Source organism: Flaviramulus aquimarinus, from assembly GCF_039543205.1.
GTDB classification, from domain to species: domain Bacteria; phylum Bacteroidota; class Bacteroidia; order Flavobacteriales; family Flavobacteriaceae; genus Flaviramulus_B; species Flaviramulus_B aquimarinus.
The window spans coordinates 959795-985481 of the sequence record NZ_BAABJH010000001.1; the positions used below are offsets into that span (position 1 = coordinate 959795).

A 25687-nucleotide genomic window follows, 5' to 3' on the forward strand; every position below is an offset into this window, starting at 1 on the left:
CAAATTATTTTGAACCTTAAACCCGATTATTTAAATAATATTACCAACTAGCTTTTCTTACTCCGGGGATAAGACCTTGATTGGCCATTTCTCTGAATGTTACACGAGAAATCCCAAAAGTACGCATGTAACCTTTTGGTCTTCCTGTTAATTTACATCTATTATGCATACGAATAGGAGATGCATTTTTTGGTAACTTTTGTAATGCTTCATAATCGCCAGCTTCTTTTAAAGCTTTACGTTTTTCGGCATACTTTGCTACTGTTTTAGCTCTTTTTACCTCACGGGCTTTCATTGATTCTTTAGCCATATCTTAGTTCTTTTGAAAAGGTAATCCTAATTCGGTTAATAATGATTTTGCTTCTTTATCAGTATCTGCGGTTGTTACAAATGTAATATCCATACCAGAAATTTTGTTCACTTTATCAATGTTTATTTCTGGGAATATAATTTGTTCAGTAACACCTAAATTATAGTTACCACGTCCGTCAAATCCTGTTGCTTTAATTCCGTTAAAATCTCTTACGCGTGGCAAGGCAGAAGTTACTAAACGATCTAAAAACTCATACATTTTTTCGCCACGTAAGGTTACTTTTGCCCCAATTGGCATACCTTTACGTAATTTAAAAGTTGCAACATCCTTTTTCGATAATGTAGCTATAGCTTTTTGTCCTGTTATAGTTGCTAACTCCTCAACTGCATAGTCGATAAGTTTTTTATCTGCTACTGCCGCACCAACACCTTTAGATACTACTATCTTGGTAAGTTTTGGTACTTGCATTACATTTTTATAACCAAATTCGTCTGTAAGAGCTGCAATTACTCTGCTTTTATACTCTTCTTTAAGTCTAGGTGAATATGCCATAACTATATTACTTCATTAGATTTTACTGAAAATCTTACTTTCTTATCGCCTTCTATTCTATAGCCAATTCTTGTTGTTTCTCCTTTTGAAGTTAACAACGATAAATTAGAAATATGAATAGCGGCTTCTTTTTCTACGATTCCGCCTTGAGGATTTTGTGCACTTGGCTTCGTGTGTTTCTTAACCATGTTTACACCCTCAACAATCGCCTTGTTCTTAGCTATTAATACCTTTTGTACTTTACCTTCAGATCCTTTATGGTCTCCAGCAATTACTTTTACAGTATCTCCAGTTTTTATTTTAAGCTTTGTCATCTTACATTAATGTATTAAAGCACTTCTGGTGCTAATGATACAATCTTCATGAATTGTTTATCACGAAGTTCTCTAGCAACAGGACCAAATACACGTGTTCCTCTCATTTCACCCGTTGGGTTTAATAAAACACATGCATTATCATCAAATCTTATATAAGATCCATCTGGTCTTCTTACTTCTTTCTTAGTACGAACAACAACTGCAGTTGAAACCGCTCCTTTTTTAATATTTCCATTAGGAGTTGCATCTTTAACAGAAACAACTATTTTGTCTCCCACAGAAGCATATCTTCTTTTAGTACCACCAAGAACACGGATAGTTAAAACTTCCTTTGCTCCAGTGTTGTCTGCTACTTTTAATCTTGATTCTTGCTGTACCATAATTATTTCGCTCTTTCTAAAATTTCAACTAATCTCCAACATTTAGATTTACTTAAAGGTCGTGTTTCCATGATTCTTACAGTATCTCCTTCGTTGCAGTCATTTTGTTCGTCGTGTGCTACGTACTTTTTCGTTTTTAAAACGAATTTTCCATACATAGGATGTTTTACTTTTTTCACTTCAGCAACCACAATTGATTTCTGCATTTTGTTACTTGTAACAACTCCTATACGTTCTTTTCTTAAATTTCTTGTTTCCATCTTTCAGCAGAATTATTGTAATTCTCTTTTAGTTAATTCAGTCGCAATTCTAGCTACGGTACGTCTTATTGTACGCAACTGGATTGGATTTTCTAAAGGAGATATTGCATGAGCTAATTTTAGATCTGAATAACTCTTTTTTGTTTCACCAAGTTTATCTTGTAACTCAGCTACAGATAATTCTTTAATTTCTGATTGTTTCATCATCTTAAATTATTATGCTTCGTAATCGCGAGCAATTAAAAACTTAGTTTTTACTGGTAGTTTTTGTGCTGCTAAGCGTAATGCTTCTTTAGCAACATCTAGAGGTACACCTCCAATTTCAAAAACCACTCTACCTGGTTTACACACAGCAACCCAGTACTCAACAGCACCCTTACCTTTACCCATACGTACTTCAAGAGGCTTTTTTGTAATAGGCTTGTCTGGAAATACTTTAATCCAAAGTTGACCTTCTCTTTTCATGTAACGTGTTGCGGCAATACGAGCTGCTTCAATTTGACGTGATGTCAAAAAAGTTGCATCTAACACTTTTATTCCAAAAGTACCGTTTGAAAGTTGATTTCCTCTTTGAGAAAGTCCTTTCATACGTCCTTTTTGCTGTTTACGAAATTTTGTTCTTTTAGGCTGTAACATTTTTCTTTACTTTATAAAAAATTACTTTCTACGACGAGGTCCTTTGTTTCCACCGCGTCCTCCGGCTCCACCTTTTCCTTGCTTTTTGGATAATCCAACAAGCGGAGAAAGTTCTCTTTTACCATATACTTCACCTTTCATGATCCATACTTTAACACCCAATCTACCATAAGTAGTGTGTGCCTCAACTAAAGCATAATCAATATCGGCTCTAAAAGTTGATAAAGGAATACGTCCTTCTTTGTAGTGTTCAGAACGTGCCATTTCTGCACCATTTAAACGTCCACTAATCTGGATTTTAATTCCTTCAGCATTCATACGCATTGTAGCGGCGATAGCCATCTTAATTGCACGTCTGTATGAAATTCTATTTTCAATTTGACGAGCGATGCTTGATCCTACTAAAAATGCATCAAGTTCAGGTCTTTTAATTTCAAAGATGTTAATCTGAACTTCCTTTCCAGTAATTTTCTTAAGTTCTTCTTTTAACTTGTCTACCTCTTGACCGCCTTTTCCGATAATGATACCTGGACGAGCCGTAGTGATAGTAACGGTTACAAGTTTTAAAGTTCTTTCGATTATTACTCTACTTACACTAGCTTTAGATAAACGCGCGTGAACGTATTTTCTAATCTTATCGTCTTCGGCAAGTTTATCACCATAATCGTTTCCTCCGTACCAGTTAGATTCCCATCCTCTGATAATTCCTAAGCGATTCCCGACTGGATTTGTCTTTTGTCCCATACTTATTAAGCTTGTGTGTTATTGTTAGCTCCAACTACGATTGTTACGTGGTTTGAACGTTTTCTAATTCTGTGTGCACGACCTTGAGGTGCTGGGCGCAATCTTTTTAACATAGATCCGCTATCAACTTTAATCTCTTTTACTACCAATTCAGCTTCTTCAATATTAGCTTCTTCGTTTTTAGATTGCCAGTTTGCAATTGCAGACAATAACAATTTCTCTAAACGACCAGATGCTTCTTTTTGGCTGAATTTTAAGATATTTAGTGCATGTTCTACTTTTTCGCCTCTTACTAAATCGGCTACTAAACGCATTTTTCTCGGTGATGTAGGACAGTTATTAAGTTTTGCAAAAGCAACATGTTTTTTTGCTTCCTTAATAGCGTCTGCCATTTGTTTTTTACGACTTCCCATAGCTTACTACTTTTTACCTTTATTTTTAGCACCTGCATGTCCACGAAATGAACGTGTCGGTGAAAATTCTCCTAACTTATGACCTACCATGTTTTCTGTAACATAAACTGGTACAAATTGACGGCCATTGTGTACTGCTATAGTTTGTCCAACAAAATCTGGAGTAATCATAGAGGCTCTAGACCACGTTTTAATTACCGTTTTTTTGTTTGATTCAACATTAACAGCTACTTTCTTTTCTAATTTATAATGAACGTAAGGTCCTTTTTTTAATGATCTTGCCATGTCTTATTTCTTTCTACGTTCTACAATATATTTATTACTTGCTTTAGTCTTAGAACGGGTTCTGTAACCTTTAGCTGGTATACCGTTTCTAGAACGTGGATGTCCTCCTGAAGATTTACCTTCACCACCACCCATTGGGTGATCGACTGGATTCATCACAACTGGTCTAGTACGTGGTCTTCTTCCTAACCATCTTGTTCTACCTGCTTTACCACCAACTAATAATTGGTGATCTGAGTTAGATACAACACCTATAGTAGCCATACAGTTAGCAAGAATTAATCTTGTTTCACCTGAAGGCAATTTAACCGTGGCAAACTTACCATCTCTTGCCATTAACTGAGCAAAAGCACCAGCACTACGCGCCATAACAGCACCTTGTCCTGGGCGTAACTCTAAACAAGAAATGATAGTTCCTAATGGAATTTCACTTAATGGCATAGCATTTCCAATTTCTGGAGCTACACCTGTTGCACCTGATACTACATTCTTCCCAACCTGAAGTCCATTTTGAGCAATAATGTATCTTTTTTCGCCATCTTGATAATTCAATAATGCGATAAAAGCAGTTCTGTTTGGATCGTATTGGATTGAAGTAACTTCACCTGGGATTCCAGCTTTGTCTCTTTTAAAATCGATAATACGATACTTTTTCTTATGACCTCCACCAATATAGCGCATAGTCATTTTTCCTCGATTGTTTCTACCACCAGACCTTTTGTTCGGAACGAGCAAGCTCTTTTCCGGCTTATCAGTAGTAATGGCATCGTAACCGTTTACTACTCTAAATCGCTGTCCTGGTGTGATTGGTTTTAATTTTCTTACTGACATTAGTCTTTAATTACATGTTACTGTATAAATCAATCATTTCACCTTCCGCCAGTTGTACAATTGCCTTTTTAACGGCATTTGTTTTACCATGTTGTATACCAGTTTTTGTAAACTTGGTGCTACGATCTGGACGGACATTTATAGTACGAACTTTTTCAACAGAAACACCATAAGCAGCTTCCACCGCTTTTTTGATTTCTACCTTGTTCGCCTTTGTATTCACTGCGAAAGTATAGCAGTTTCTTAACTCGCTAGCTGCTGTCGCTTTTTCTGTGATTATAGGTTTAATTAAGATATTCATTGTTTCTATTTACTTAAGTTTGTTTCAATTCCTTCTAAAGCGCCTTCTAAAAGCACGACTTGATTTGCATTCAAAATCTTATAAGTACTTAATTCTGATGAAGTTACAACTTCAGAGCCTTTTAAATTACGCGATGACAAATATACGTTATTATTTGAGCTACCCAACACAAAGAGTGTTTTTTTGTTTTCAAGCTCTAAAGCCTTTAAAACCGCTGTAAAGTTTTTCGTTTTTGGAGCATCAAAATTAAAGTCTTCTAAAACTGTAATTGACTTTTCTCCTGCTTTAATACTTAAGGCCGATTTACGTGCTAAACGCTTTAAGTTTTTATTAAGTTTGAAACTGTAATTTCTAGGTCTTGGCCCGAACATACGTCCTCCTCCTTTAAACACACCAGACTTAATACTACCTGCTCTTGCTGTACCTGTTCCTTTTTGCTTTTTAATCTTACGTGTACTTCCAGAAATCTCAGCTCTTTCTTTCGATTTATGAGTTCCTTGTCTTTGGTTTGCCAAATATTGTTTAACATCCAAATATACAGCGTGATTATTAGGTTCAATAGCAAACACATCTTTAGAAAGGTCTGCCTTTCTGCCTGTGTCTTTTCCGTTTATATCTAAAACTGCTACTTTCATTATTTCTGAATTGTTACATAAGCGTTTTTATGGCCAGGAACACATCCTTTAACCACAAGTAGATTCTTATCAGCAACTACTTTTAAAACTCTTAAATTTTGAACTTTAACTGTGTCTCCACCCATTCTTCCAGCCATTTTCATGCCTTTAAAGACTCTTGCAGGATAAGATGCAGCTCCAATAGATCCTGGCGCTCTTAAACGGTTATGCTGACCGTGAGTAGCTTGACCTACACCACCGAAACCATGACGTTTTACAACACCTTGAAATCCTTTTCCTTTAGATGTACCTGCTACATCAACAAATTCTCCTTCGTTGAAGTGTTCTACAGTGATAGCATCTCCTAATTTGTACTCCTCATCAAAACCTTTGAATTCAACAACTTTGCGTTTTACAGAAGTACCCGCTTTTTTAGCATGACCTAAGTCTGCTTTAGTAGCGCTTTTTTCTGTCGCGTCATCGAAACCAAGTTGAATAGCTTCATAGCCATCAACTTCTTCGGTTCTGACTTGGGTAACGATACATGGTCCAGCTTCGATAACTGTACAAGGAATATTCTTTCCGTTGTCATCAAAGATGCTGGTCATACCGATTTTTTTTCCAATTAACCCAGACATTTTAATTTTAGATTTACGATTGTTGATTTATAATTTCAGAACTATTCTGAATAAAAACCTTCAATCAATTATTAATTATTTACTTATTTAAAAAAATTCAGGGACAAAATACGTTTCGTCCCTGAAATGTATTTTTCCGTTTTTCCCGCGACCGCATCGGTGGGACATTTTATTCGAGTTAGGAGTTTTTAAGTTATGAGTAAATGCTCTAAACTATGAACTCCTCACTCTTAACTTACACCTTAATCTCTACCTCTACACCACTTGGTAACTCAAGCTTCATTAACGCATCAATTGTTTTTGATGACGACGAGTAGATATCAAGTAAACGCTTATAAGAGCTTAATTGAAATTGTTCTCTTGATTTCTTGTTTACGTGTGGAGAACGTAATACAGTGAAAATTTTCTTGTGTGTTGGTAATGGAATTGGTCCAGTTACTACAGCTCCAGTACTTTTTACTGTTTTCACAATCTTATCAGCAGACTTATCTACTAAGTTATGATCGTAAGACTTTAATTTTATTCTGATTTTTTGACTCATTTTCTTAACTTTTAAGATTGTTCTCCTTTAGCTGCTTTAATAACTTCTTCAGATATATTTGAAGGCGTTTGAGCATAGTGTGAGAATTCCATTGTTGATGTTGCACGACCTGAAGACAATGTTCTTAATGTGGTTACATATCCAAACATTTCAGATAATGGGACAGTAGCTTTTACCGTTTTTGCACCAGCTCTATCGCCCATATCACTTACTTGACCTCTTCTTCTATTTAAATCACCTACAATATCACCCATGTTTTCTTCTGGAGTAATAACTTCTAGCTTCATTATAGGCTCCATTATTACAGCTTTAGCAGCTTTTGCAACGTTTTTAAAACCTAATTTAGCTGCTAATTCGAAAGATAATTGATCAGAATCCACATCGTGGTAAGATCCATCTTTCAACGTAATTTTCATAGCATCTACTTCAAAACCTGCTAATGGCCCATTTACCATGGCTTGCTTAAATCCTTTTTCAATTGAAGGTATAAATTCTTTAGGAACATTACCACCTTTAATTATAGATTCAAACTGAAGTCCTACTTGACCTTCATCTGCAGGCTCAATAGTAAATACGATATCTGCGAATTTACCACGACCACCAGATTGCTTTTTATAAACTTCTCTATGGTCTGCTGAAGCCGTAATAGCTTCTTTATATTCAACTTGTGGCTGACCTTGGTTAACCTCAACTTTGAATTCACGTTTTAAACGATCAACAATTACATCTAAGTGAAGCTCACCCATTCCAGAAATAATGGTCTGTCCTGAAGCTTCATCTGAACGTACTGTAAATGTAGGATCTTCTTCAGCTAATTTAGCTAAGCCCATACCTAATTTATCAACATCTGCTTTAGTTTTAGGTTCAACCGCAATACCAATTACTGGGTCAGGGAAGTCCATAGATTCTAAAACAATAGGATGCTTTTCAGATGACAATGTATCCCCTGTTTTGATAGATTTAAATCCAACAGCAGCTCCAATATCTCCAGCTTCTATAAAATCAATTGCATTTTGCTTGTTTGCATGCATTTGGTAAATACGAGAAATACGTTCTTTTTTACCAGAACGGTTATTTAGCACGTAAGAACCTGCATCCAAACGACCAGAATACGCTCTAAAGAAAGCTAAACGCCCTACGAAAGGATCCGTAGCAATTTTAAAAGCTAAAGCAGCAAAAGGCTCCTTTACATCTGGTTTACGTAATTCTTCCTTTTCAGTATCAGGATTAACTCCTATAATACCTTCTTTATCTGTTGGAGAAGGTAAATAACGACATACAGCATCTAATAAAAACTGAACTCCTTTATTTTTAAAAGCAGAACCACAAATCATTGGAATGATAGCCATATCCATTACAGCAGCTCTAAGTGCAGCGTGCACTTCATCTTCTGTAATAGAATCTTCATCTTCCATGAATTTTTCTAAAAGATCCTCGTCGTAACCTGCTACTTCTTCAATAAGTAATGCACGATATTTACGAGCTTCTTCTTTTAATTCTTCTGGAATTTCAATAACATCAAAAGTTGCCCCTTGAGTTTCATCATGCCATACAATTGCTCTGTTTTTTACTAAATCTATAATGCCTTTAAAATCATCCTCGTCACCAATGTTTAAAACGATTGGCACCGCGTTAGATTTCAACATATCTTTTACTTGTTGACAAACACCTAAAAAGTCAGATCCTTGACGGTCCATTTTATTAACGAAACCAATTCTAGGCACTTTATAGTTATCGGCTAGTCTCCAGTTCGTTTCAGATTGAGGCTCAACACCATCAACTGCACTAAATAAAAATACTAAACCATCAAGTACACGTAATGAACGATTTACTTCAACTGTAAAATCTACGTGGCCCGGTGTGTCAATGATATTAAAGTGATATCCTTTAGTTTCAGAAGTTGGCTCCCCATTTTCAATTGGGAATTTCCACTCACAAGTAGTTGCAGCAGAAGTAATTGTGATACCTCTTTCTTGCTCTTGCTCCATCCAGTCCATTGTAGCAGCACCATCATGTACTTCTCCAATTTTATGTGAAACACCTGTATAATAAAGAATACGCTCTGTAGTAGTAGTTTTTCCTGCATCAATATGCGCAGCAATACCTATATTTCTAGTGAATTTTAAATTTCTTGCCATGTCGTATTAAAATCTAAAGTGAGAGAATGCTTTGTTTGCTTCTGCCATTTTGTGAGTATCAACTCTTTTCTTAACGGCTGCTCCTTCTTCTTTAGCTGCTGCTAAAATTTCTGAAGCTAAACGTAATGCCATAGATTTTTCGTTTCTCTTACGCGCATAGCTAATTAGCCATTTCATTGCTGTTGAAACTTTACGGTCTGGACGAATTTGCATTGGAATTTGGAATGTTGCTCCACCAACACGACGACTACGTACTTCTACGTGAGGCATCACATTTGATAATCCGTCTTTCCAGATTTCTAATGCTGTTTTTTCTTCGTCAGTTTTTTTTGAGTCTACAATGTCAATTGCATCATAGAATACTTTAAAAGCTACCGATTTTTTCCCATCCCACATCATCATGTTAACGAAACGAGTTACTAACTGGTCGTTAAAACGTGGATCCGGTAAAAGCGGTCTCTTTTTTGCTGCTCTTTTTCTCATGTCTTCTTCTTAAAGTTTTAATTACTTCTTAGGGCGTTTTGCACCATACTTAGATCTACGTTGCGTTCTACCTGAAACACCTGCTGTGTCTAAAGCACCACGTACGATGTGATATCTAACTCCTGGTAAATCTTTTACCCTTCCACCTCTAACCAATACTATCGAGTGCTCTTGTAGATTATGTCCTTCTCCACCGATGTATGCATTAACCTCGTTACCGTTTGTTAAACGAACCCTTGCTACCTTACGCATTGCTGAGTTTGGTTTTTTAGGAGTTGTTGTGTAAACACGAGTACACACACCACGTCTTTGCGGACAAGAATCTAAAGCAGCCGATTTACTCTTCTTGGTTATTTTGGCTCTTCCTTTTCTTACTAATTGCGAAATTGTTGGCATATATAATATATATAAATTTTATTATCCTCTTCTAAGAGGGGTGCAAATGTAGAAATTAAAATTCAAAATTCAAATCCTAATTCATTAATTTTTAAGAGTTTTCAAAAATTATATCTCCTCCTATATTATAAGCGTATATTTTCCGTTAGATTTACACTAAAATTAAGTTGACAGTTTCAGTAAACAGTCTCAAATAAAAAACTTTTGAAATTTTAATTTACAGCGTGCAAAATAAACATCCTTTACTCCTTATTATATGTATACTTTTTTCTTCGGGAGTATTTTGCCAAAGCTTGCAGCTAAAAATTGATGGTTACTCTGAATTTGAAACTCAAGTTATTGATTCTTTAAACTATTTAAAAAAACATACGGATTATGCTTCTATCAAATTTGAATTAGACTCACTTCAAAAGACCCTTTTTAAAATTGGATATATAGAAAATGAAATAAAAAATATTAAGCGATTAAATGACACATCTTTTTATTCTCAAATTCATTTAAAAAAGAAATTCAAAACCATATATATATACTACAATAAAAAAGATGTTGATGGCTCAGTTTTAAATGCTATTTCAGATAATGTTTCTGATGATTATTTTGAATTGGAATTCTCGAAAGCTGAAAACGCTTTAAATTATATTAATTCTAAAATTTCAGGAAATGGTTTACCATTTTCAAGACTATACTTATCGAACATTAAAATAAGAGATAAATCGAACTTAGAAGCACACTTAATAGTAGAATCTTCAGAGCAAAAAAGAATCATCAATGATATTATAATTAAGGGTTATGAAAAATTCCCTCGCTCTTACCTAAAACACTATTTAAAGATAAAGCCATCACAGCTTTTTGATTTAAATAAAATTCAAAACAAAACAGAACAACTTAATAGTTTAAGCTTTGCCAATGAGATAAAGTCTCCCGAAGTCTTATTTTCTAAAGATTCCACTACATTATTTCTATATCTTGAAAAAGCAAAAAGCAATTCTTTTGATGGCTTTCTAGGATTTGGCACTAATGAACAAACCAGTAAATTAGAGTTTGATGGGTATTTAAATTTAAACCTGACTAATAATTTGAATTTTGGAGAATCATTTAGACTCCTGTATAAAAGTGATGAAAATGATCAAAAAACTTTTGAAGTTGATGCTTCTTTACCCTATTTATTTAAATCTCCGATAGGTGTTGATCTACTTTTGCGTATTTTTAAAAGAGATTCCTCGTTCACAACAATTAACCAATCTGCTAAACTACACTATCAAATACATGCTAAACACAAAATATACGCGGGTATTGTTTCAACTGAATCAAATAATCTTTTAACAGAAAACGCAACACCTTCAATAACTGATTATAAAACACAATACTATACTCTTGCTTATCAATTTTTAAATTCACAATCCTATAATCTGCTTTTTCCTATTAGATCTAAATTTTACTTAGAAACAGGTTTTGGAAATAGAAAGAATTCTAATAATTTGGAAAAGCAATCTCAATTTTCCATCGATGCTTTCAAAATCTTCAACTTAAACCAAAAAAACAGCATCTATTTAAGATTAAACGGTTCCAATCTGATTTCAGACACTTATTTTGAAAATGAGTTGCTTAGATTTGGCGGCATTAACTCCATAAGAGGTTTTGAAGAAAATAGTCTGTTTTCAACATTATACGGACTAATTAATACCGAATATAGGTTTCAGCTTAACAACTCCATATATATACACACTATAATAGATGCTGCTTATTTTGAAAATAAAACATTAAATACCGAAGAAAAGCTATTTGGTTATGGGTTTGGATTTGGGATCCTAACTAAAGCAGGATTGTTTAGGTTTAACTATGCCAATGGAAAAACTGAGAATACCCAATTTAAACTCTCTAATTCCAAAATACATCTCAGTTTAACGGCAAATTTCTAGTCTTAAATTATCATTTTCTTAAAATTTTATCCTTTTTGTCAAATTTTAACCATTATTTATTGTTTTATTAACTTTATTTTATGATTTTTGGCATTGACTAATTCAAATAATTATAAAATGAAAACAAAGTTTAGTGGAATTCTAACGCTATTACTAGCGTTTGTTGTGCAACTAACGTTTGCACAAGAAAAGACAATTTCAGGTACAATATCAGATGGTTCTGGTTTACCCCTTCCTGGAGCAACTGTCTTAGTTAAAGGTACATCATCAGGTACATCTTCAGATTTTGATGGTAACTATTCAATAACAGCTAATCAAGGAGCAACACTTGTATTTAGTTTTGTTGGGTATACTACTCAAGAAATTGCAGTTGGTGCTTCAAGCACCATTAATGTGACTATGGAAGAAGATGCTGAAGCACTTGATGAGGTAATTGTTACAGCATTGGGAATTAAGCGTAAGCCTAAAGAGTTAGCTTATGCTACCACGGTTGTTGATCAAGCGGCTATTATACAAGCTGCACCAGTAGATCCAGTTACAGCCTTAGTAGGTAAAGCTTCTGGTCTTAACATTAACTTTAGTGATAATGGTGTAAAACCTAACTCAAGTATTAGATTAAGAGCTAGTACATCTTTAACTCAAAGTAACAACGCGTTAATTGTTATAGATGGTGTGCCACAAGCGAGTACTGCGCTTAGTGACATTAACCCAAATGATATTGAGTCTGTAAATATCCTTAAAGGTGCGTCTTCAGTAACACTATATGGTTCTGCTGGAGCAAATGGTGCTTTAATTGTTACTACAAAAAGAGGAAAAAACGATGGAAAACTTAGTATTTCTATAAATTCTGCTGTTACTTTTGAAGAATTAAAATTTTTCCCTGAAACACAATCTGAATTTGGTAGTGGTTCAAGTAATGTTTTTAATTATACGCCAGATGAAAATGAAAGTTGGGGACCACGATATGATGGCACAATTCGCCAAATCGGACCACTTTTAGTTGATGGTTCTTTTCAAACGGGTAAATATGCTCCTATTAGAAATGGTAGAGAAAATTTCTTCGAAACGGGTATAACCACTCAAAACTCGATATCTTTAAGTGGTGGTGATGATACTTCAACGTATTTCTTTTCAGCACAACGTGTTGATAAAACAGGTATTACACCTGGTGACAGATATAATAGAGACAACTTTAGATTTAACGCTACAAAAAAATATGGCAATTTAGAGACTGGTACATCGGTAGCTTTCTTTCAAGATTACGCAAATGTAGCTGGACCTAGTCCAACAGATGGTAGTTTTTATAGAATTTTACTAAACACACCTGCTCACATAGATTTACAGAAATACAGAAACTGGAGAACAGATCAATTCTCTACGCCAGATACTTATTTTAATGCATTCTTTAAGAATCCATACCAAATTGTAGATTCTAATAGAGATATCAACAAGACCAATAGATTACAAGCTATTGCCAACTTTAAATACACATTTAGTGATTGGGTATCTGCATCTTATTCTCTTGGTGGTACTTGGTTTAACAGAGAGACTACAAATACGCAAGAAGCTTTTGCATATGATACGAATCCAGCTATAGGATACTCAAGACCAAGTGACGAAGTTGCTGCGGTATTAAACGGTGTTGCTAGTAACTTTAGATTAAACTCAGATTTTTTAGTTAACATTGAAGGCCAATTATCGGATGACTTTAACTTAAGACTTATTTTAGGTACACACTTAGAAGAGTTTAGAAGTAACCAAATAAATATAGTAGGTAATAACTTATTTACGAATGAGCTTTATAATGTAAATGTTAGAACGGGACAGTTGGGCTCTAACACCACAAACTTTGCATCACCACAAACTAATAATAGAAAAAGATTATATTCTTATTTTGGTGATATGACTCTTGGTTATCAAGATTACTTGTTCTTAACAGGTTCTTGGAGACAAGATACATCGTCTACACTACCAGTAGCAAATAACACCTATTCATACTATAGTGGTGGTTTATCTTTTATTGCTACTGATGCCATTGAAGGTTTAAAAGGTGATGTTTTAAATTTCTTAAAACTTAATGTTAGTTACGCCAAAGTGGGTAACGATGCTGCTATAGGTTTAATAAATGAGAATTTCTTGGTTCCTACTGGTTTTCCTCTAGGAAATCCTGGATTAAGACAAACAACACGAGCAGTAGATCCTGGATTAAGTCCTGAGTTTTCTTATTCTACGGAAGCTGGATTTAGAGCAGAATTCTTTAAAAGCAGAATTACATTAGACGCCAATTACTATTCGGTTACTACCGAAGATCAAATTAATAGTATTGGAGCCTCAAGAGCTTCAGGAGCATCTTCATTTTTAACTAATATTGGAGAAATTGAAAATAAAGGTATAGAACTTGACTTAAACCTAGTGCCTATACAAACTGAAGATTTTAAATGGGAAGTAGGAGCTACTTTTACAAAAAATAATTCTGAAGTAATTGACTTAGGTGGACCAGAAAGAATTCAGATTGGTACTGGTTTCCAAAACACAGCTACCATATTTGCAAAAGTTGGTGATGCTTATCCTTCTTTATTTGCTCCCGGGTATCAAAGAGATCCTCAAGGCAGAATCATTGTTGAAGATAATGGTAACCCAGCACCTACTACAGAACTTGTTAATTTAGGTAGCACTGTACCAGATGTTATTATAGGTGCAACTACAAAATTCACATATAAAGGGCTTTCATTAAGAGCTGTTGCTGATTATAAAACAGGGCATGTATTCTACAGTACTGTAGTTGAAGCTTTAGAATTTGCAGGATTAACACTAAACAGTGTGTCTACAAACAGACAACCTTTTATATTCCCTAATTCAGTATACAATACTGGTACAGCTGAAAACCCTGTTTATGTTGAAAATACAGATAGGCCAACAACAGATGGGACTAGAAACTTCTGGCAAACATCATACAATGAGATCAAAGAAAACTATGTAGTGGATGCTTCTGCAATTAAAATTAGAGAAATTGCTTTAGATTACACACTACCTTCTAAATTTTTAGAAAGAACACCTTTTGACGCTGTTACTATTGGCTTTGTTGCTAATAACTTAATCATGTGGAGAGCTGCTGAAAATATCTATACGGATCCAGAATTTTCAATTAACTCTGGCGCTGGACAAAATATAGGTATTGGTGCAAGTAATAATTCAACGGTAACAAACGGAACAACAGGTATTGGATCCTCAGCGCAAGCGCCACCTTCAGGAACTTACGGGTTTAAACTTAATTTGAAATTTTAAAAAAACTTGAAAATGAAAAACATAAAAAATGTAATTCTACTTACGATATTGACATTGTCATTTTCGTGTAGCGACAATTATTTAGATGTTAATGGAAGTTCGGCAAGTCCTTCCTCTGCATCGCCTGCTCTACTACTCCCTGCGGCTCAAAAAAATTCTGCCGATATGTTATATAATGCAGATATCCTTAATGGATCAGGAGATTCTTTTAACTTAATTGGTAGTATTCATGCTGGTGTTATGGCAGATTCTGGTGACCGTGTATGGTACCAACCTGAACAACAGTACTTAATTATCAATACAACGTACCAAAGAATATGGAATAACACATATACACTTACTTTAAGCAATTATGTGTTTATTGAGAACTTTGAAGGTGAAGGTTTTGATAATTTTAAGGCTATAGCTAAAATAATGAAAGCATTCCATTTTGCTATGCTAGTGGATACTTATGGTGATGTTCCTTATACTGAAGCTTTTGCAAGAGGGTCGAATACTCAACCAGCTTACGATGATGATAAAGCTGTATATGACATTATCTATGATGAATTAAATGCTGCAATAAGTATGATTGATAATGCTCCTGATGGAACATTACCCGTATCAACTGATGCCATGTTTGGTGGCGATATGAGTGATTGGCAACAATTTGCTAACACATTAAAACTAAGAATGTTATTACGTCAAGTAAATACTGGTGAAGACTTATCTGCAAAATATAATGAAATAGTAAATAATGGTATAGGTTTTATAACTAGTACGGCTGCTATTGACCCTGGTTATGCAGATCAAACAAGTCAACAAAACCCGTTCTATACTGTTTTTGGTTTTGTTCCAGGTAGTACTACACCAGCTAGAAATAACGAAGCAACACGTGGAAATGAATTTTTCGTAGACTTTTTAAAGGATAATTTTGATGATAGACTTTCGAGACTTTTCTTGCCTGCAGATTCTGATAGTGAATTTAGAGGTATTCCTCAAAACGTTTATACAAATGAGTTTAGAACAAATGCAACATCTGCTTTAGGCCCTGGCCTTTTAATTGGTAGCACCCAACCTTTACAAGTTATGCTAGGATCAGAAGCATTATTTCTACAAGCAGAAGCTGTTCAACGTGGGTTAATTTCTGGAGATGCAGGTGCATTATATAGATCTGGAATAGCAGCTTCATTTGCAGAATTAGGAGTGCCAGATGCTGCTACAGCGGCGGCAGATTATGAATCTGGTGCATTTAGTAATAAGATTAATTGGGATTTAGCTGTAGGTGCTGGAAACGAAATTGAAGCTATTATTACTCAAAAATGGGTAGCAGGTGGTTTTATTTCTGGATTTGAAGTATGGATGGACCGTGTTAGAACTGGTTTCCCTTCAGGAATTCCTATTCCAGTAGATGCAAGATCTACAGTATTCCCATCAAATTTACTGTATCCTGAATCTGAATTAGCAACTAATCCAGATAATGTTCCTGATCAGCCTAATAATGCTGCTTTTGACAGACATACATTCTGGATGCAATAAATTAATAATTTTAAAAATATATAGATATGAAAAATATTATAAAATCCATTTCACTCTTATTAGTAGTGGGATTATCCGTTACATCATGTATCCTTGATGATGACAACTTAGCGGACACTTTTAGTGATGGGCCAAACTTTACGAGCTTTTCGAATTTAAATCAAACCGTAAGTGCTGTTGCAACTGGTAATATAGTAACAGCCATTGTTAATATGGAACTTCAAGGACCAAATATGGTTGGTTTTACTGAAGATGTAATGCTTAGCGTTGCAGTAGATGCGGCAAACACAACTGCCATAGAAGGTGTGCATTATACATTAAATGCAACATCCATTACGCTTACAGCAGATAATAATTATATTGGTTCTATTCCAATTAGTATAATAACAGCTGGTATAGTGCCTCCTCTTGACGAAGCACCAATTCTAACATTAGAATTCTCTAGTGCTAATGGAACAAATGTAATTACCAGTAGTAAATCTACTGAGTTAACAATTATTTATCAATGTTTTGCTGATATGGCTGGAACTTATTTAGTAACTAATTCATTAGGTTGTGGGATTAATAAAACAACAACTATTACAAAAAATGCTGATGGTTCATGGCGTTTTGGTACAGCTGATGGGTTCTTCCTTGATAGTTGTACAACAAATGCAGGGTTCCTTAACGGTGGAGACATTGTAGAACTTTGTGGTGATATTTTACCAACAGGTAATTTAGCTTATGGTAGTTTAGGTATTGGTACAATTACAGGAGGAACTTGGGATGCCGAAAATGGTATTGTAACTCTTAATAACATTAATACATGGACTGCTAATTTTCCAGCGGATTGGGTTTCGACTTATACAAGACAATAGTTTAACTTAAAAATATACAAAAATGAAAAAAATTAAATATATACTAAGCGCTATTGTATTGTCTACAGCCTTTTTTGGATGTGATGATGATTTAGCTGACACTATTGATGAAAGTGCAAAACCAAGAGTAACTTTCACTGTAAGTTCATCAAATGCTCCTGAGATAGATACTCCAGAAATTATTATTTCAATAAAGATGGACAAACCTATCAAAACAACAACAACGTTTGCTGCCACTCAAATTGGTGGTGATGCAGTATTACACGAAGACTATGAAGTTAGTGGAGGTGTAGTACCTGCTTATCAAACTGAAGGAGAAATCGTGATTTCTGTAAACAGTGATTTAGATGTTGAAGGTGACGAAACAGCTCAATTTGAAGTTGGTGCAGCTGCAATACCAGACCTTTATGAGGTTATTGGTACAGCTAATATTACCTTAACTATTGAAGACTATGAATTTTGTCTTTGGAATTTGGTAGCTAATGATTCGTATGGTGATGGTTGGAACGGTGGTTTCATATCTGTTGAATTTGATGGAACAACATCTACATATGCTGCTACTCATCCTACAGATACTTTTGATATTCCTATTACTAAAGGTTCAGATTATACAATCACTTATGTTTCTGGTGGTGGTACAGGTCAAGCTCCTGGATGGGAAGAGGAAAACTCATATGTATTAACAGCACCAGACGGCACTGTTTTTGCAGATGGATCTGGTCCTGAAATCCCTACAGCTGGTGTTATTACTAGCGGTACCAGTACATGTAATTAATATTTACATTAAAATATATAAAAGCCACCTTTTTTAATTAAAAAAGGTGGCTTTTTGTTTATTTTTAAAATTACTATGAAAAAAAATTACTTACTCATTATGTTTGTGCTTTGCATTTGCACGAATTTATATAGCCAAAATACAGTAGGAACCATATCAAATGTATCAGGTTCCTATAATGGATTTACTCTATTTACCCCAAATCCATCTACAGAAACCTACCTTATCAATAATTGTGGTGAAGTTGTACACCAATGGTCTAGTACTTTTACGCCTGGTAACGCCGTGTATGTACTAGAGAACGGAAACTTATTAAGAACAGGAAAAATAGACAATTCTTTTATAAGTATTGGGGGCATTGGTGGTAAAATAGAACTTTTTGATTGGGATAACACCTTATTATGGGAGTATACTTATTCATCAACAAATGTTTCCCAGCATCATGATATATACCCATTACCAAATGGCAATATACTAATGTTGGCTTTATCAATTATATCTGAAGCTGATGCTATTCAAGCAGGGAGAGACCCTTTTAAAATTGGTCAAAATCAACTTTATGGTGAACACATTCTTGAGTTAGAACCAATACTAGGTACTAATCAAGCTAATATTGTATGGGAATGGTATCTTAAAGATCATTTAATTCAGGATATTGATAATACAAAGGATAACTTTGGTGTAGTTGCTGATAATGAACAATTATTGGATATAAACTTTTTCAACAATGAAAATAGTCCTGGCGTAGCCAATTGGATTCATGCTAACTCTATTCAATACAATGCCACTTTAGATCAAATTGTATTAAGTTCCAGATTTTTAAGTGAAATATATATTATCGATCATTCAACTACCACAGCCGAAGCAGCATCGCATACAGGTGGCACATATGGCAAAGGAGGCGATTTTCTTTATAGATGGGGGAACCCAGAAGCTTATGGACATGGAGATGGTACCGATCAGAAATTATTCGGGCAACATTATCCACATTGGATAGCCGATGGCTTAACAGATGCCGGAAAAATCATAGTTTTTAATAATGGAGCTGAAAGAAGCTTGGATGGAGAAGGACTCCCTATAAATTATTCTTCAGTAGATATTATAACACCTCCTGAAACTTCTCCTGGAGTTTATACGTATGATGCTGTTAATGGTTATGGCCCAACCGATGTAGAATGGACGTATACAGACCCTATAGAAGCAACAAACTTTTATTCCTCTATTTTATCTAGTGGACAACGCTTACCTAATGGCAATACCCTTATTTGTAGTGGTGCGCAGGGTTATTTTTTTGAAATTGATTCTAACAAAAATATTGTATGGGAATATATTAACCCAGATACGTCTTTTGGAATCGTAACGCAAGGTGATACCCCGTCATCTAATTCTGTTTTTAGAGCATTAAAATATCCATTGGACTATCCGGCTTTTATAAGAAAAGATTTAACACCTAGAGGCCCTATTGAATTGATGTCAGATACAAGCAATTGTTCGGTTTTAAATACTATAGATTTTAAGCTTGCAGATTTAAAGATAGTACCTAATCCTGCTATAGATATTCTTAATATTAAAACAACTGAAACGATAAACAACATTGAGGTCTATAGTGTTATAGGAAAACTTGTGGCTACAGATCAAAATTCAAATCAAATTGACATCAGCCAATTGAAAAGTGGATTATATATTGTTAAAATTTATTCAGGAGAAGCCGTAACAAGTAGAAAAATCGTTAAGAAATAAAAATAATATATCAATTAGTGTAGAATTAAATATCTATACATTCCTATGCTGGATATATTAAACAATATCATCAAATTATAAATTACTATGAAACGTTTATACATAATATTTGCATTTTTAGGTGCTTTACATTCATATAGTCAAAATACTGTTGGTACGATTACAAATGAATTAGGAGTATATAACGGATACACCTTATTTACACCCAACCACTCTGGTGATACTTATTTAATCAATAATTGTGGAGAAATTATAAACCAATGGAATACTACAAATAGACCAGGTGTAGCTATTTATTTATTAGAAAATGGCAATCTATTAAGAACAGCAAAAATAGAGAATACGGACATAACCTTTGGGGGTGTTGGTGGCAAAATAGAATTATATGATTGGGACAATAACTTACTTTGGGAATATACATATTCCTCAAGTACTTTTTCTCAACATCATGATGTATTTCCTCTACCAAATGGCAATATTCTTATGCTGGTAGCTACTACAATGTCCCAAGCTGAAGCCATACAGGCTGGAAGGGACCCTTCTAAGCTAATCGAAGGCAAACTATATAATGAACAAATACTTGAATTAGAACCGGTAGGCTCCAATCAAGCCAACATTGTTTGGGAATGGAATATTAATGACCATTTAATTCAGGACTTCGATAACACCAAATCTAATTTTGGAGTCGTTGCTGACAGCCCTCAGTTGTTAAACATTAACTACTTAAGTAGTGGAAACCCTGGCCAAGCCAATTGGCTTCATGTAAATTCTATTCAGTATAATGCCAACTTAGACCAAATTATATTGAGTTCAAGGCATATGAATGAAGTATATATAATAGACCATTCTACTAGTACTCTAGAGGCCTCAGAACATTCTGGTGGCACATATGGTAAAGGTGGCGATTTTTTATACCGTTGGGGTAATCCAGAAGCTTACAATCATGGAAACAGTACAGATAAGCAATTATTCGGACAGCATTACCCTCATTGGATAGCTGATGGATTGACTGATGCGGGAAAAATAATAATATTTAACAATGGTTTTGAGCGTGGTGTTGCTGGAGATGAATTCTTTTCCTCTGTAGATATTATAGATCCTTTAGAATCTTCAGCAGGGTTTTATATTTATGACCCTATAAATGGCTATGGCCCTACAATGGCAGAATGGAGCTATACCAAGCCAATAAAAGAAGAATTTTATTCTCAAATTTTATCAAGTGCACAACGCTTACCTAATGGTAACACATTAATTTGTTCAGGTGCTTTTGGTCGTCTTTTCGAAATAGACTCAAGTAACAATATTGTTTGGGAATATATAAATCCAGACACCATAGCGTTTGGTGATCAACTCATTCAAACACAGGGCGAATTACCTTCAGCATTTGGTAGTATTTTTAGAGTATTAAAATATCCTTTAGATTATCCAGCTTTTAATGGCAGAGATTTAACACCACGGGATACTATAGAGAAAGGTGAAGATTTGAGTAATTGCGAAGTATTAAATACTAAGACATTTAAACTTGCAAATTTAAAAGTATTTCCTAACCCTACTAAAGATGTTATAACTATAGCAACAACAAACACTATCAATACCATTGAAATATATAGTACATTAGGCCAATTAATAACTACCAAATCCAATTCTAAAAAAATTAGTTTAAGCCATTTAACTAAAGGAATGTATATTATGAAAATTTACGCTGACCATGCTTCTATAACGCAAAAAATTATTAAAGACTAACACATATTTTCTTAATAAAGAACCATCTCTATTGAGGTGGTTTTTTTATACCTTTACCCTAATGGAAAATCAAACACAAATATTTGGTATTAGAGCTATTATTGAAGCCATTAATGCTGGTGAAACTATTGACAAAGTATTTCTACAAAAAGGGGAAAGAGGCGAACTTTTTAGTGAACTAGAATCTCTTTTAAGAAAAAAATCAATCAATTCTTCGTATGTACCAGTTGAAAAACTTAACCGGTTAACAAATAAGAACCATCAAGGCGCTGTGGCTCAAATATCGCCTATCGAGTTTCATGATATGGAAGCATTAGTTACAAATGTTATCGAATCTGGAAAAACACCTCTTTTTCTATTACTTGACCAATTAAGTGATGTTAGAAATTTTGGGGCTATTATTCGTACTGCAGAATGTACTGGGGTTAATGGTATTATTATCCAGAAAAAAGGTGGAGCACCTGTAAATGGTGATACTATTAAAACAAGTGCTGGTGCTGTTTTTAAAATTCCTATTTGTAAAGTAGACCATATTAAAGATGCCGTATTCTTTATGCAGGCTTCTGACATAAAAGTAATTGCCGCTACCGAGAAAACAGATCATACGCTATATGATGTTTCTTTTACTGAACCCTGTGCTATTATTATGGGTTCAGAAGGACGTGGAATAAACCCATCTACTTTAAAAGTTGTCGACGCTAAAGCTAAACTACCTTTACTGGGCGATATTGAATCTTTAAATGTTTCTGTAGCATGTGGTGCATTTTTATATGAAGTGGTAAGACAACGTCAATAATAAATCCCAAAAGACAAGTATAAAATTTCAATCTTAAAAAACAAATTTTTACTATTATCTAAATAGAAAAACTAGTCCTTATTCTCTTTATAAGTATAGTTTATTTTAGGTAGCTTCTCCTCTATTTCTAAATTTTCGATAAAGTTTCCATCTTCATCAAAATGTTTTAAGAATGGATCGTTATCCTCGTTATAATCATCTTGTTCCCAAACATATTTTTTAGGTTTTGCAATTTCTTTTCTAAAGAACAAAGCAAAGAATACACCTGTAATTAATCCAGCCATATGCCCTTCCCAAGAAATACCCTTTTCAATAGGCAATGTATACCAAATCATGCTCCCATAAAGAAAAACAACTAAAAGGGATAACGCAATAAGTCTATAATGTTTTGCAAAAACACCTTTAAAAAATGTAAAACTCACTAATACATAAATCAATCCACTAGCTCCAATATGGTACGATGGTCTACCAATGCACCATGTTAAAAACCCAGAAAACAGAATTCCAAATAATACCACTTTCCAAGCAATAGGTCTATAGAAATAAAACAACGCCATAGATAATACAAAAAAAGGAATGGTATTATGGTAAATATGCTGAATATCGCCATGAATAAATGGGCTTAACAAAACACCTCTTAACCCTTTTAGCGTTTGTGGATATATACCATACTTACTAAAATTAAAACCAAAACGCACTTCAAACCAAAACACTAACCAAATGGTTAATACAAAAAATACTGGATAAGCCACTACGCCCGTAGAAAATTTGAAATGGTCTTTATTGTTCATTGAATTAAAGATAGCAAATAGTTACCCAATTTTAAGTTTAATGCTAAATTGGCAGATATACCAGTGTAAAGCCCTGTTACCAGTAGGGATTAAACGACATACTTGAAACCCTTTTTGTTTTCTCTAAAAAAGCAAAAAAATTACTTAATTTTACAGTTATGAACGCGAATGAGCCATTAGCAGAACGTTTACGACCCAAAAATTTAGAGGACTATGTAAGCCAAACACACTTAGTAGGAAAACAAGGTGCTTTAACGCTACACATAAAACAAGGTTTAATCCCGTCAATGATTTTTTGGGGGCCTCCTGGAACTGGAAAAACAACACTTGCAAATATTATTGCCACAGAATCTGGCAGACCTTTTTATACCTTAAGTGCTATAAATTCTGGGGTTAAAGACATTCGTGATGTTATTAATAAAGCAAAACAAAGTGGTGGGTTATTTACGACTAAAAACCCTATTTTGTTTATTGATGAGATTCACAGGTTTAGTAAATCGCAACAAGACTCTTTATTACAAGCTGTTGAAAAGGGTTGGATTACGCTTATTGGCGCTACTACAGAAAATCCTAGTTTTGAAGTTATTTCTGCATTACTATCACGTTGTCAGGTTTATATTTTAAATGCTTTTAATAAAAACGATTTAGAAACGCTATTAAAACGAGCTATTGAAAAAGATGAATATATCTCTAAAAAAAATATAAAACTAAAAGAAACCAATGCTCTTTTGAGGTTATCTGGCGGAGATGCCAGAAAATTGCTTAATATTTTTGAACTCTTAGTAAACTCATATAACACAGATACTATAACTATTACAGATGAAGCTGTTTTAGAAAAAATTCAAAATAATACGGTGCGTTATGACAAAACAGGTGAACAGCATTATGATATTATTTCGGCCTTTATAAAGTCTATACGTGGTAGCGATCCTAACGGTGCTGTATATTGGTTGGCACGTATGATTGAAGGTGGTGAGGACGTAAAATTTATTGCGCGTCGTTTATTGATTTCGGCCAGCGAGGACATTGGAAATGCCAACCCAACAGCTTTGGTTATTGCCAATAACACTTTTCAAGCCGTATTAACGATTGGTCACCCTGAATCTAGAATTATTTTGAGCCAGTGTGCTACTTATTTAGCCTGCTCTCCTAAAAGTAATACCGCATATATTGCTATTGGTAAGGCTCAACAATTGGTTAAAGAAACTGGCGATTTAAGTGTTCCTTTAGAAATTAGAAACGCACCTACCAAACTCATGAAAGAACTTGGTTATGGTAGTAACTATAAGTATGCGCATAATTACGATGATAACTTTGCCAATCAAGAGTTTTTACCAGAAGAACTAAAAAACACAAAGCTTTATGATCCTGGGAACAATGCTAGAGAACATGCACATCGCGAATTTTTAAAACTGCGTTGGAAAGGTAAGTATGATTATTAGTATTATTTAAGTATTAAGCGACTAGCAGGTAACTTCACATTTCAAAAAAAACTTTAGAATTTAATATTTAAAACATCTTGTTTTAAAACATTATCTATATAGTATTCTAAAACCCAATCATCACCTTTTTTATATATTATAGCACTTTGGTCTTCAACCAAAAAGGTATTGTTTAATCCTGTGTTTTTTATTTTGTAAATTACTTTAGGAGAATTGTCGACCAACTGAAATCCATTATCGATTTCTTGCGCATAAAATATATTTGAAACACCTTTAATTACATCAGTTTTATTCACTTCCTTCTTTTCAACTGCTTTTGGTTGTGGTATTTCAACCTTTGGAGCTTCAACTAGAGCTAACTCTGCTTCTTTTTCTTGTTTTAAGTTTTTAATTTGTTGTTTTAATTGCTGAATTTCTTTTGATACTTCAATTGTTTCTGAAGTTTTTGATATTGCTACAGCAGTTACATTCTCACTAGGCTCATATTTATAGTTTAATACTTCTAGATGTTTAAAAGCAGCCCTTAAGGCTTTATTATAAGCTATTTTAAACTCTTTTTCTCTACTTTCCCCTACACCAGATGTATAAACCACCTGATCGTTACAATCTTTAAGTTCTACAGAAAGTTTTGTTTTAAACATCCCCGAATCTTTTATAACATCAGATTTTAATGCTAAACATCTATTTCTTATTAAGTCTTCGGGATAAACAGTTCCTTCCATTAAAGCTTCAAACCCATATTTATTAAATAAAAATTGAGATAATGAATTTAATTGATACTGATCCTTTTCCTTTAAAAAATCAAATCTATTAGGTACAATAACGTATTTATACTTATTTAAATTTGCTTGAGAAAATACCGATGTAGCTATAAAACAAGCTATTAATATTGGAAAAAAATTAGCCTTCATTTTTTTTTAAACATTATGATTAAACACTTTTTGTAAAGATACACTTTTGTAAAAAATTTTAACATAAA

The 25687-nt window shown here is 34.1% G+C and carries 29 protein-coding genes; 9 read left to right on the top strand and 20 right to left on the bottom strand.

The window, feature by feature from the left end; genetic code table 11:
- Positions 1–40: 40 nt before the first annotated feature.
- The 18 genes from rpsN to rpsL form a co-directional block, all read right to left on the bottom strand.
- A complete protein-coding gene (gene rpsN / locus ABD941_RS04525) occupies positions 41–310 on the bottom strand; it encodes a 30S ribosomal protein S14 (RefSeq protein WP_298239217.1) in 270 nt (89 codons plus the stop codon).
- A gap of 3 nt (positions 311–313) precedes the next feature.
- Entirely contained in the window at positions 314–865 is a 552-nt protein-coding gene (gene rplE, locus ABD941_RS04530; protein ID WP_345272845.1) for a 50S ribosomal protein L5, read from the bottom strand.
- A gap of 2 nt (positions 866–867) precedes the next feature.
- On the bottom strand, positions 868–1179 hold the full coding sequence (gene rplX / locus ABD941_RS04535; RefSeq protein WP_345272846.1) for a 50S ribosomal protein L24: 312 nt from the start codon (positions 1177–1179) through the stop codon (positions 868–870).
- Between the two features lie 14 nt (positions 1180–1193).
- Positions 1194–1562 carry a 50S ribosomal protein L14 gene (rplN, locus tag ABD941_RS04540; RefSeq protein WP_019386277.1) on the bottom strand — a complete coding sequence of 123 codons (369 nt, stop codon included), beginning with the start codon at positions 1560–1562 and terminating at the stop codon, positions 1194–1196.
- A 2-nt stretch (positions 1563–1564) separates the two neighbouring features.
- Positions 1565–1822 carry a 30S ribosomal protein S17 gene (gene rpsQ / locus ABD941_RS04545; protein WP_345272847.1) on the bottom strand — a complete coding sequence of 86 codons (258 nt, stop codon included), beginning with the start codon at positions 1820–1822 and terminating at the stop codon, positions 1565–1567.
- A 12-nt stretch (positions 1823–1834) separates the two neighbouring features.
- Complete coding sequence (gene rpmC, locus ABD941_RS04550) at positions 1835–2026, bottom strand: 50S ribosomal protein L29 (RefSeq protein WP_345273667.1); 192 nt, start codon at positions 2024–2026, stop codon at positions 1835–1837.
- A 12-nt stretch (positions 2027–2038) separates the two neighbouring features.
- Positions 2039–2458, bottom strand: a complete 420-nt coding sequence (gene rplP / locus ABD941_RS04555; protein WP_054729560.1) for a 50S ribosomal protein L16 — start codon at positions 2456–2458, stop codon at positions 2039–2041.
- A gap of 21 nt (positions 2459–2479) precedes the next feature.
- Positions 2480–3202 (bottom strand): 30S ribosomal protein S3, encoded by a 723-nt coding sequence (rpsC, locus tag ABD941_RS04560; RefSeq protein WP_345272848.1) that lies wholly within the window; start codon positions 3200–3202, stop codon positions 2480–2482.
- 5 nt (positions 3203–3207) lie between these two features.
- The gene (gene rplV / locus ABD941_RS04565) at positions 3208–3615 is read right to left on the bottom strand and encodes a 50S ribosomal protein L22 (RefSeq protein WP_345272849.1); all 408 of its coding nucleotides are present in this window, start codon (positions 3613–3615) and stop codon (positions 3208–3210) included.
- Between the two features lie 6 nt (positions 3616–3621).
- Positions 3622–3900 (bottom strand): 30S ribosomal protein S19, encoded by a 279-nt coding sequence (gene rpsS, locus ABD941_RS04570; protein WP_042499126.1) that lies wholly within the window; start codon positions 3898–3900, stop codon positions 3622–3624.
- 3 nt (positions 3901–3903) lie between these two features.
- Entirely contained in the window at positions 3904–4731 is an 828-nt protein-coding gene (gene rplB, locus ABD941_RS04575) for a 50S ribosomal protein L2 (RefSeq protein ID WP_345272850.1), read from the bottom strand.
- Between the two features lie 10 nt (positions 4732–4741).
- Positions 4742–5032, bottom strand: coding sequence for a 50S ribosomal protein L23 (rplW, locus tag ABD941_RS04580; protein WP_345272851.1), 291 nt, complete (start codon positions 5030–5032; stop codon positions 4742–4744).
- A gap of 5 nt (positions 5033–5037) precedes the next feature.
- A complete protein-coding gene (rplD, locus tag ABD941_RS04585) occupies positions 5038–5667 on the bottom strand; it encodes a 50S ribosomal protein L4 (protein WP_345272852.1) in 630 nt (209 codons plus the stop codon).
- Entirely contained in the window at positions 5667–6284 is a 618-nt protein-coding gene (gene rplC, locus ABD941_RS04590; RefSeq protein ID WP_345272853.1) for a 50S ribosomal protein L3, read from the bottom strand. Before rplC ends, rplD begins: the two co-directional genes overlap by 1 nt.
- Before the next feature lie 235 nt (positions 6285–6519).
- Positions 6520–6825, bottom strand: a complete 306-nt coding sequence (gene rpsJ, locus ABD941_RS04595) for a 30S ribosomal protein S10 (RefSeq protein ID WP_007650482.1) — start codon at positions 6823–6825, stop codon at positions 6520–6522.
- An 11-nt stretch (positions 6826–6836) separates the two neighbouring features.
- A complete protein-coding gene (fusA, locus tag ABD941_RS04600) occupies positions 6837–8963 on the bottom strand; it encodes an elongation factor G (protein WP_345272854.1) in 2127 nt (708 codons plus the stop codon).
- Between the two features lie 6 nt (positions 8964–8969).
- Entirely contained in the window at positions 8970–9446 is a 477-nt protein-coding gene (gene rpsG / locus ABD941_RS04605; protein ID WP_345192180.1) for a 30S ribosomal protein S7, read from the bottom strand.
- Positions 9447–9467: 21 nt separating this feature from the next.
- Positions 9468–9842 carry a 30S ribosomal protein S12 gene (gene rpsL / locus ABD941_RS04610; RefSeq protein WP_019386263.1) on the bottom strand — a complete coding sequence of 125 codons (375 nt, stop codon included), beginning with the start codon at positions 9840–9842 and terminating at the stop codon, positions 9468–9470.
- A 293-nt stretch (positions 9843–10135) separates the two neighbouring features.
- On the opposite strand from rpsL, the gene ABD941_RS04615 reads away from it, so the two are divergent.
- The 8 genes from ABD941_RS04615 (at position 10136) to rlmB (ending at position 22475) form a co-directional block, all read left to right on the top strand.
- Positions 10136–11761, top strand: coding sequence for a POTRA domain-containing protein (locus ABD941_RS04615; RefSeq protein ID WP_345272855.1), 1626 nt, complete (start codon positions 10136–10138; stop codon positions 11759–11761).
- Between the two features lie 117 nt (positions 11762–11878).
- A complete protein-coding gene (locus ABD941_RS04620; RefSeq protein ID WP_345272856.1) occupies positions 11879–15046 on the top strand; it encodes a SusC/RagA family TonB-linked outer membrane protein in 3168 nt (1055 codons plus the stop codon).
- Positions 15047–15058: 12 nt separating this feature from the next.
- Positions 15059–16564 carry a SusD/RagB family nutrient-binding outer membrane lipoprotein gene (locus tag ABD941_RS04625; protein WP_345272857.1) on the top strand — a complete coding sequence of 502 codons (1506 nt, stop codon included), beginning with the start codon at positions 15059–15061 and terminating at the stop codon, positions 16562–16564.
- 26 nt (positions 16565–16590) lie between these two features.
- A complete protein-coding gene (locus ABD941_RS04630; RefSeq protein ID WP_345272858.1) occupies positions 16591–17421 on the top strand; it encodes a hypothetical protein in 831 nt (276 codons plus the stop codon).
- A 22-nt stretch (positions 17422–17443) separates the two neighbouring features.
- Complete coding sequence (locus ABD941_RS04635; protein ID WP_345272859.1) at positions 17444–18196, top strand: hypothetical protein; 753 nt, start codon at positions 17444–17446, stop codon at positions 18194–18196.
- Between the two features lie 75 nt (positions 18197–18271).
- A complete protein-coding gene (locus ABD941_RS04640; protein ID WP_345272860.1) occupies positions 18272–19936 on the top strand; it encodes an aryl-sulfate sulfotransferase in 1665 nt (554 codons plus the stop codon).
- 87 nt (positions 19937–20023) lie between these two features.
- On the top strand, positions 20024–21679 hold the full coding sequence (locus ABD941_RS04645) for an aryl-sulfate sulfotransferase (RefSeq protein ID WP_345272861.1): 1656 nt from the start codon (positions 20024–20026) through the stop codon (positions 21677–21679).
- Positions 21680–21740: 61 nt separating this feature from the next.
- Positions 21741–22475, top strand: a complete 735-nt coding sequence (rlmB, locus tag ABD941_RS04650; RefSeq protein WP_345272862.1) for a 23S rRNA (guanosine(2251)-2'-O)-methyltransferase RlmB — start codon at positions 21741–21743, stop codon at positions 22473–22475.
- Between the two features lie 71 nt (positions 22476–22546).
- On the opposite strand, the gene ABD941_RS04655 is transcribed toward rlmB, so the two are convergent.
- The gene (locus ABD941_RS04655; RefSeq protein ID WP_345272863.1) at positions 22547–23266 is read right to left on the bottom strand and encodes a rhomboid family intramembrane serine protease; all 720 of its coding nucleotides are present in this window, start codon (positions 23264–23266) and stop codon (positions 22547–22549) included.
- Positions 23267–23424: 158 nt separating this feature from the next.
- Here ABD941_RS04655 and ABD941_RS04660 point away from each other — a divergent pair, with 158 nt between their 5' ends.
- Positions 23425–24708 (top strand): replication-associated recombination protein A, encoded by a 1284-nt coding sequence (locus ABD941_RS04660; RefSeq protein WP_345272864.1) that lies wholly within the window; start codon positions 23425–23427, stop codon positions 24706–24708.
- Positions 24709–24761: 53 nt separating this feature from the next.
- Here the strand turns inward: ABD941_RS04660 and ABD941_RS04665 are convergent, their stop codons facing one another.
- Positions 24762–25619, bottom strand: coding sequence for a hypothetical protein (locus ABD941_RS04665; protein WP_345272865.1), 858 nt, complete (start codon positions 25617–25619; stop codon positions 24762–24764).
- Between the last annotated feature and the right edge of the window lie 68 nt (positions 25620–25687).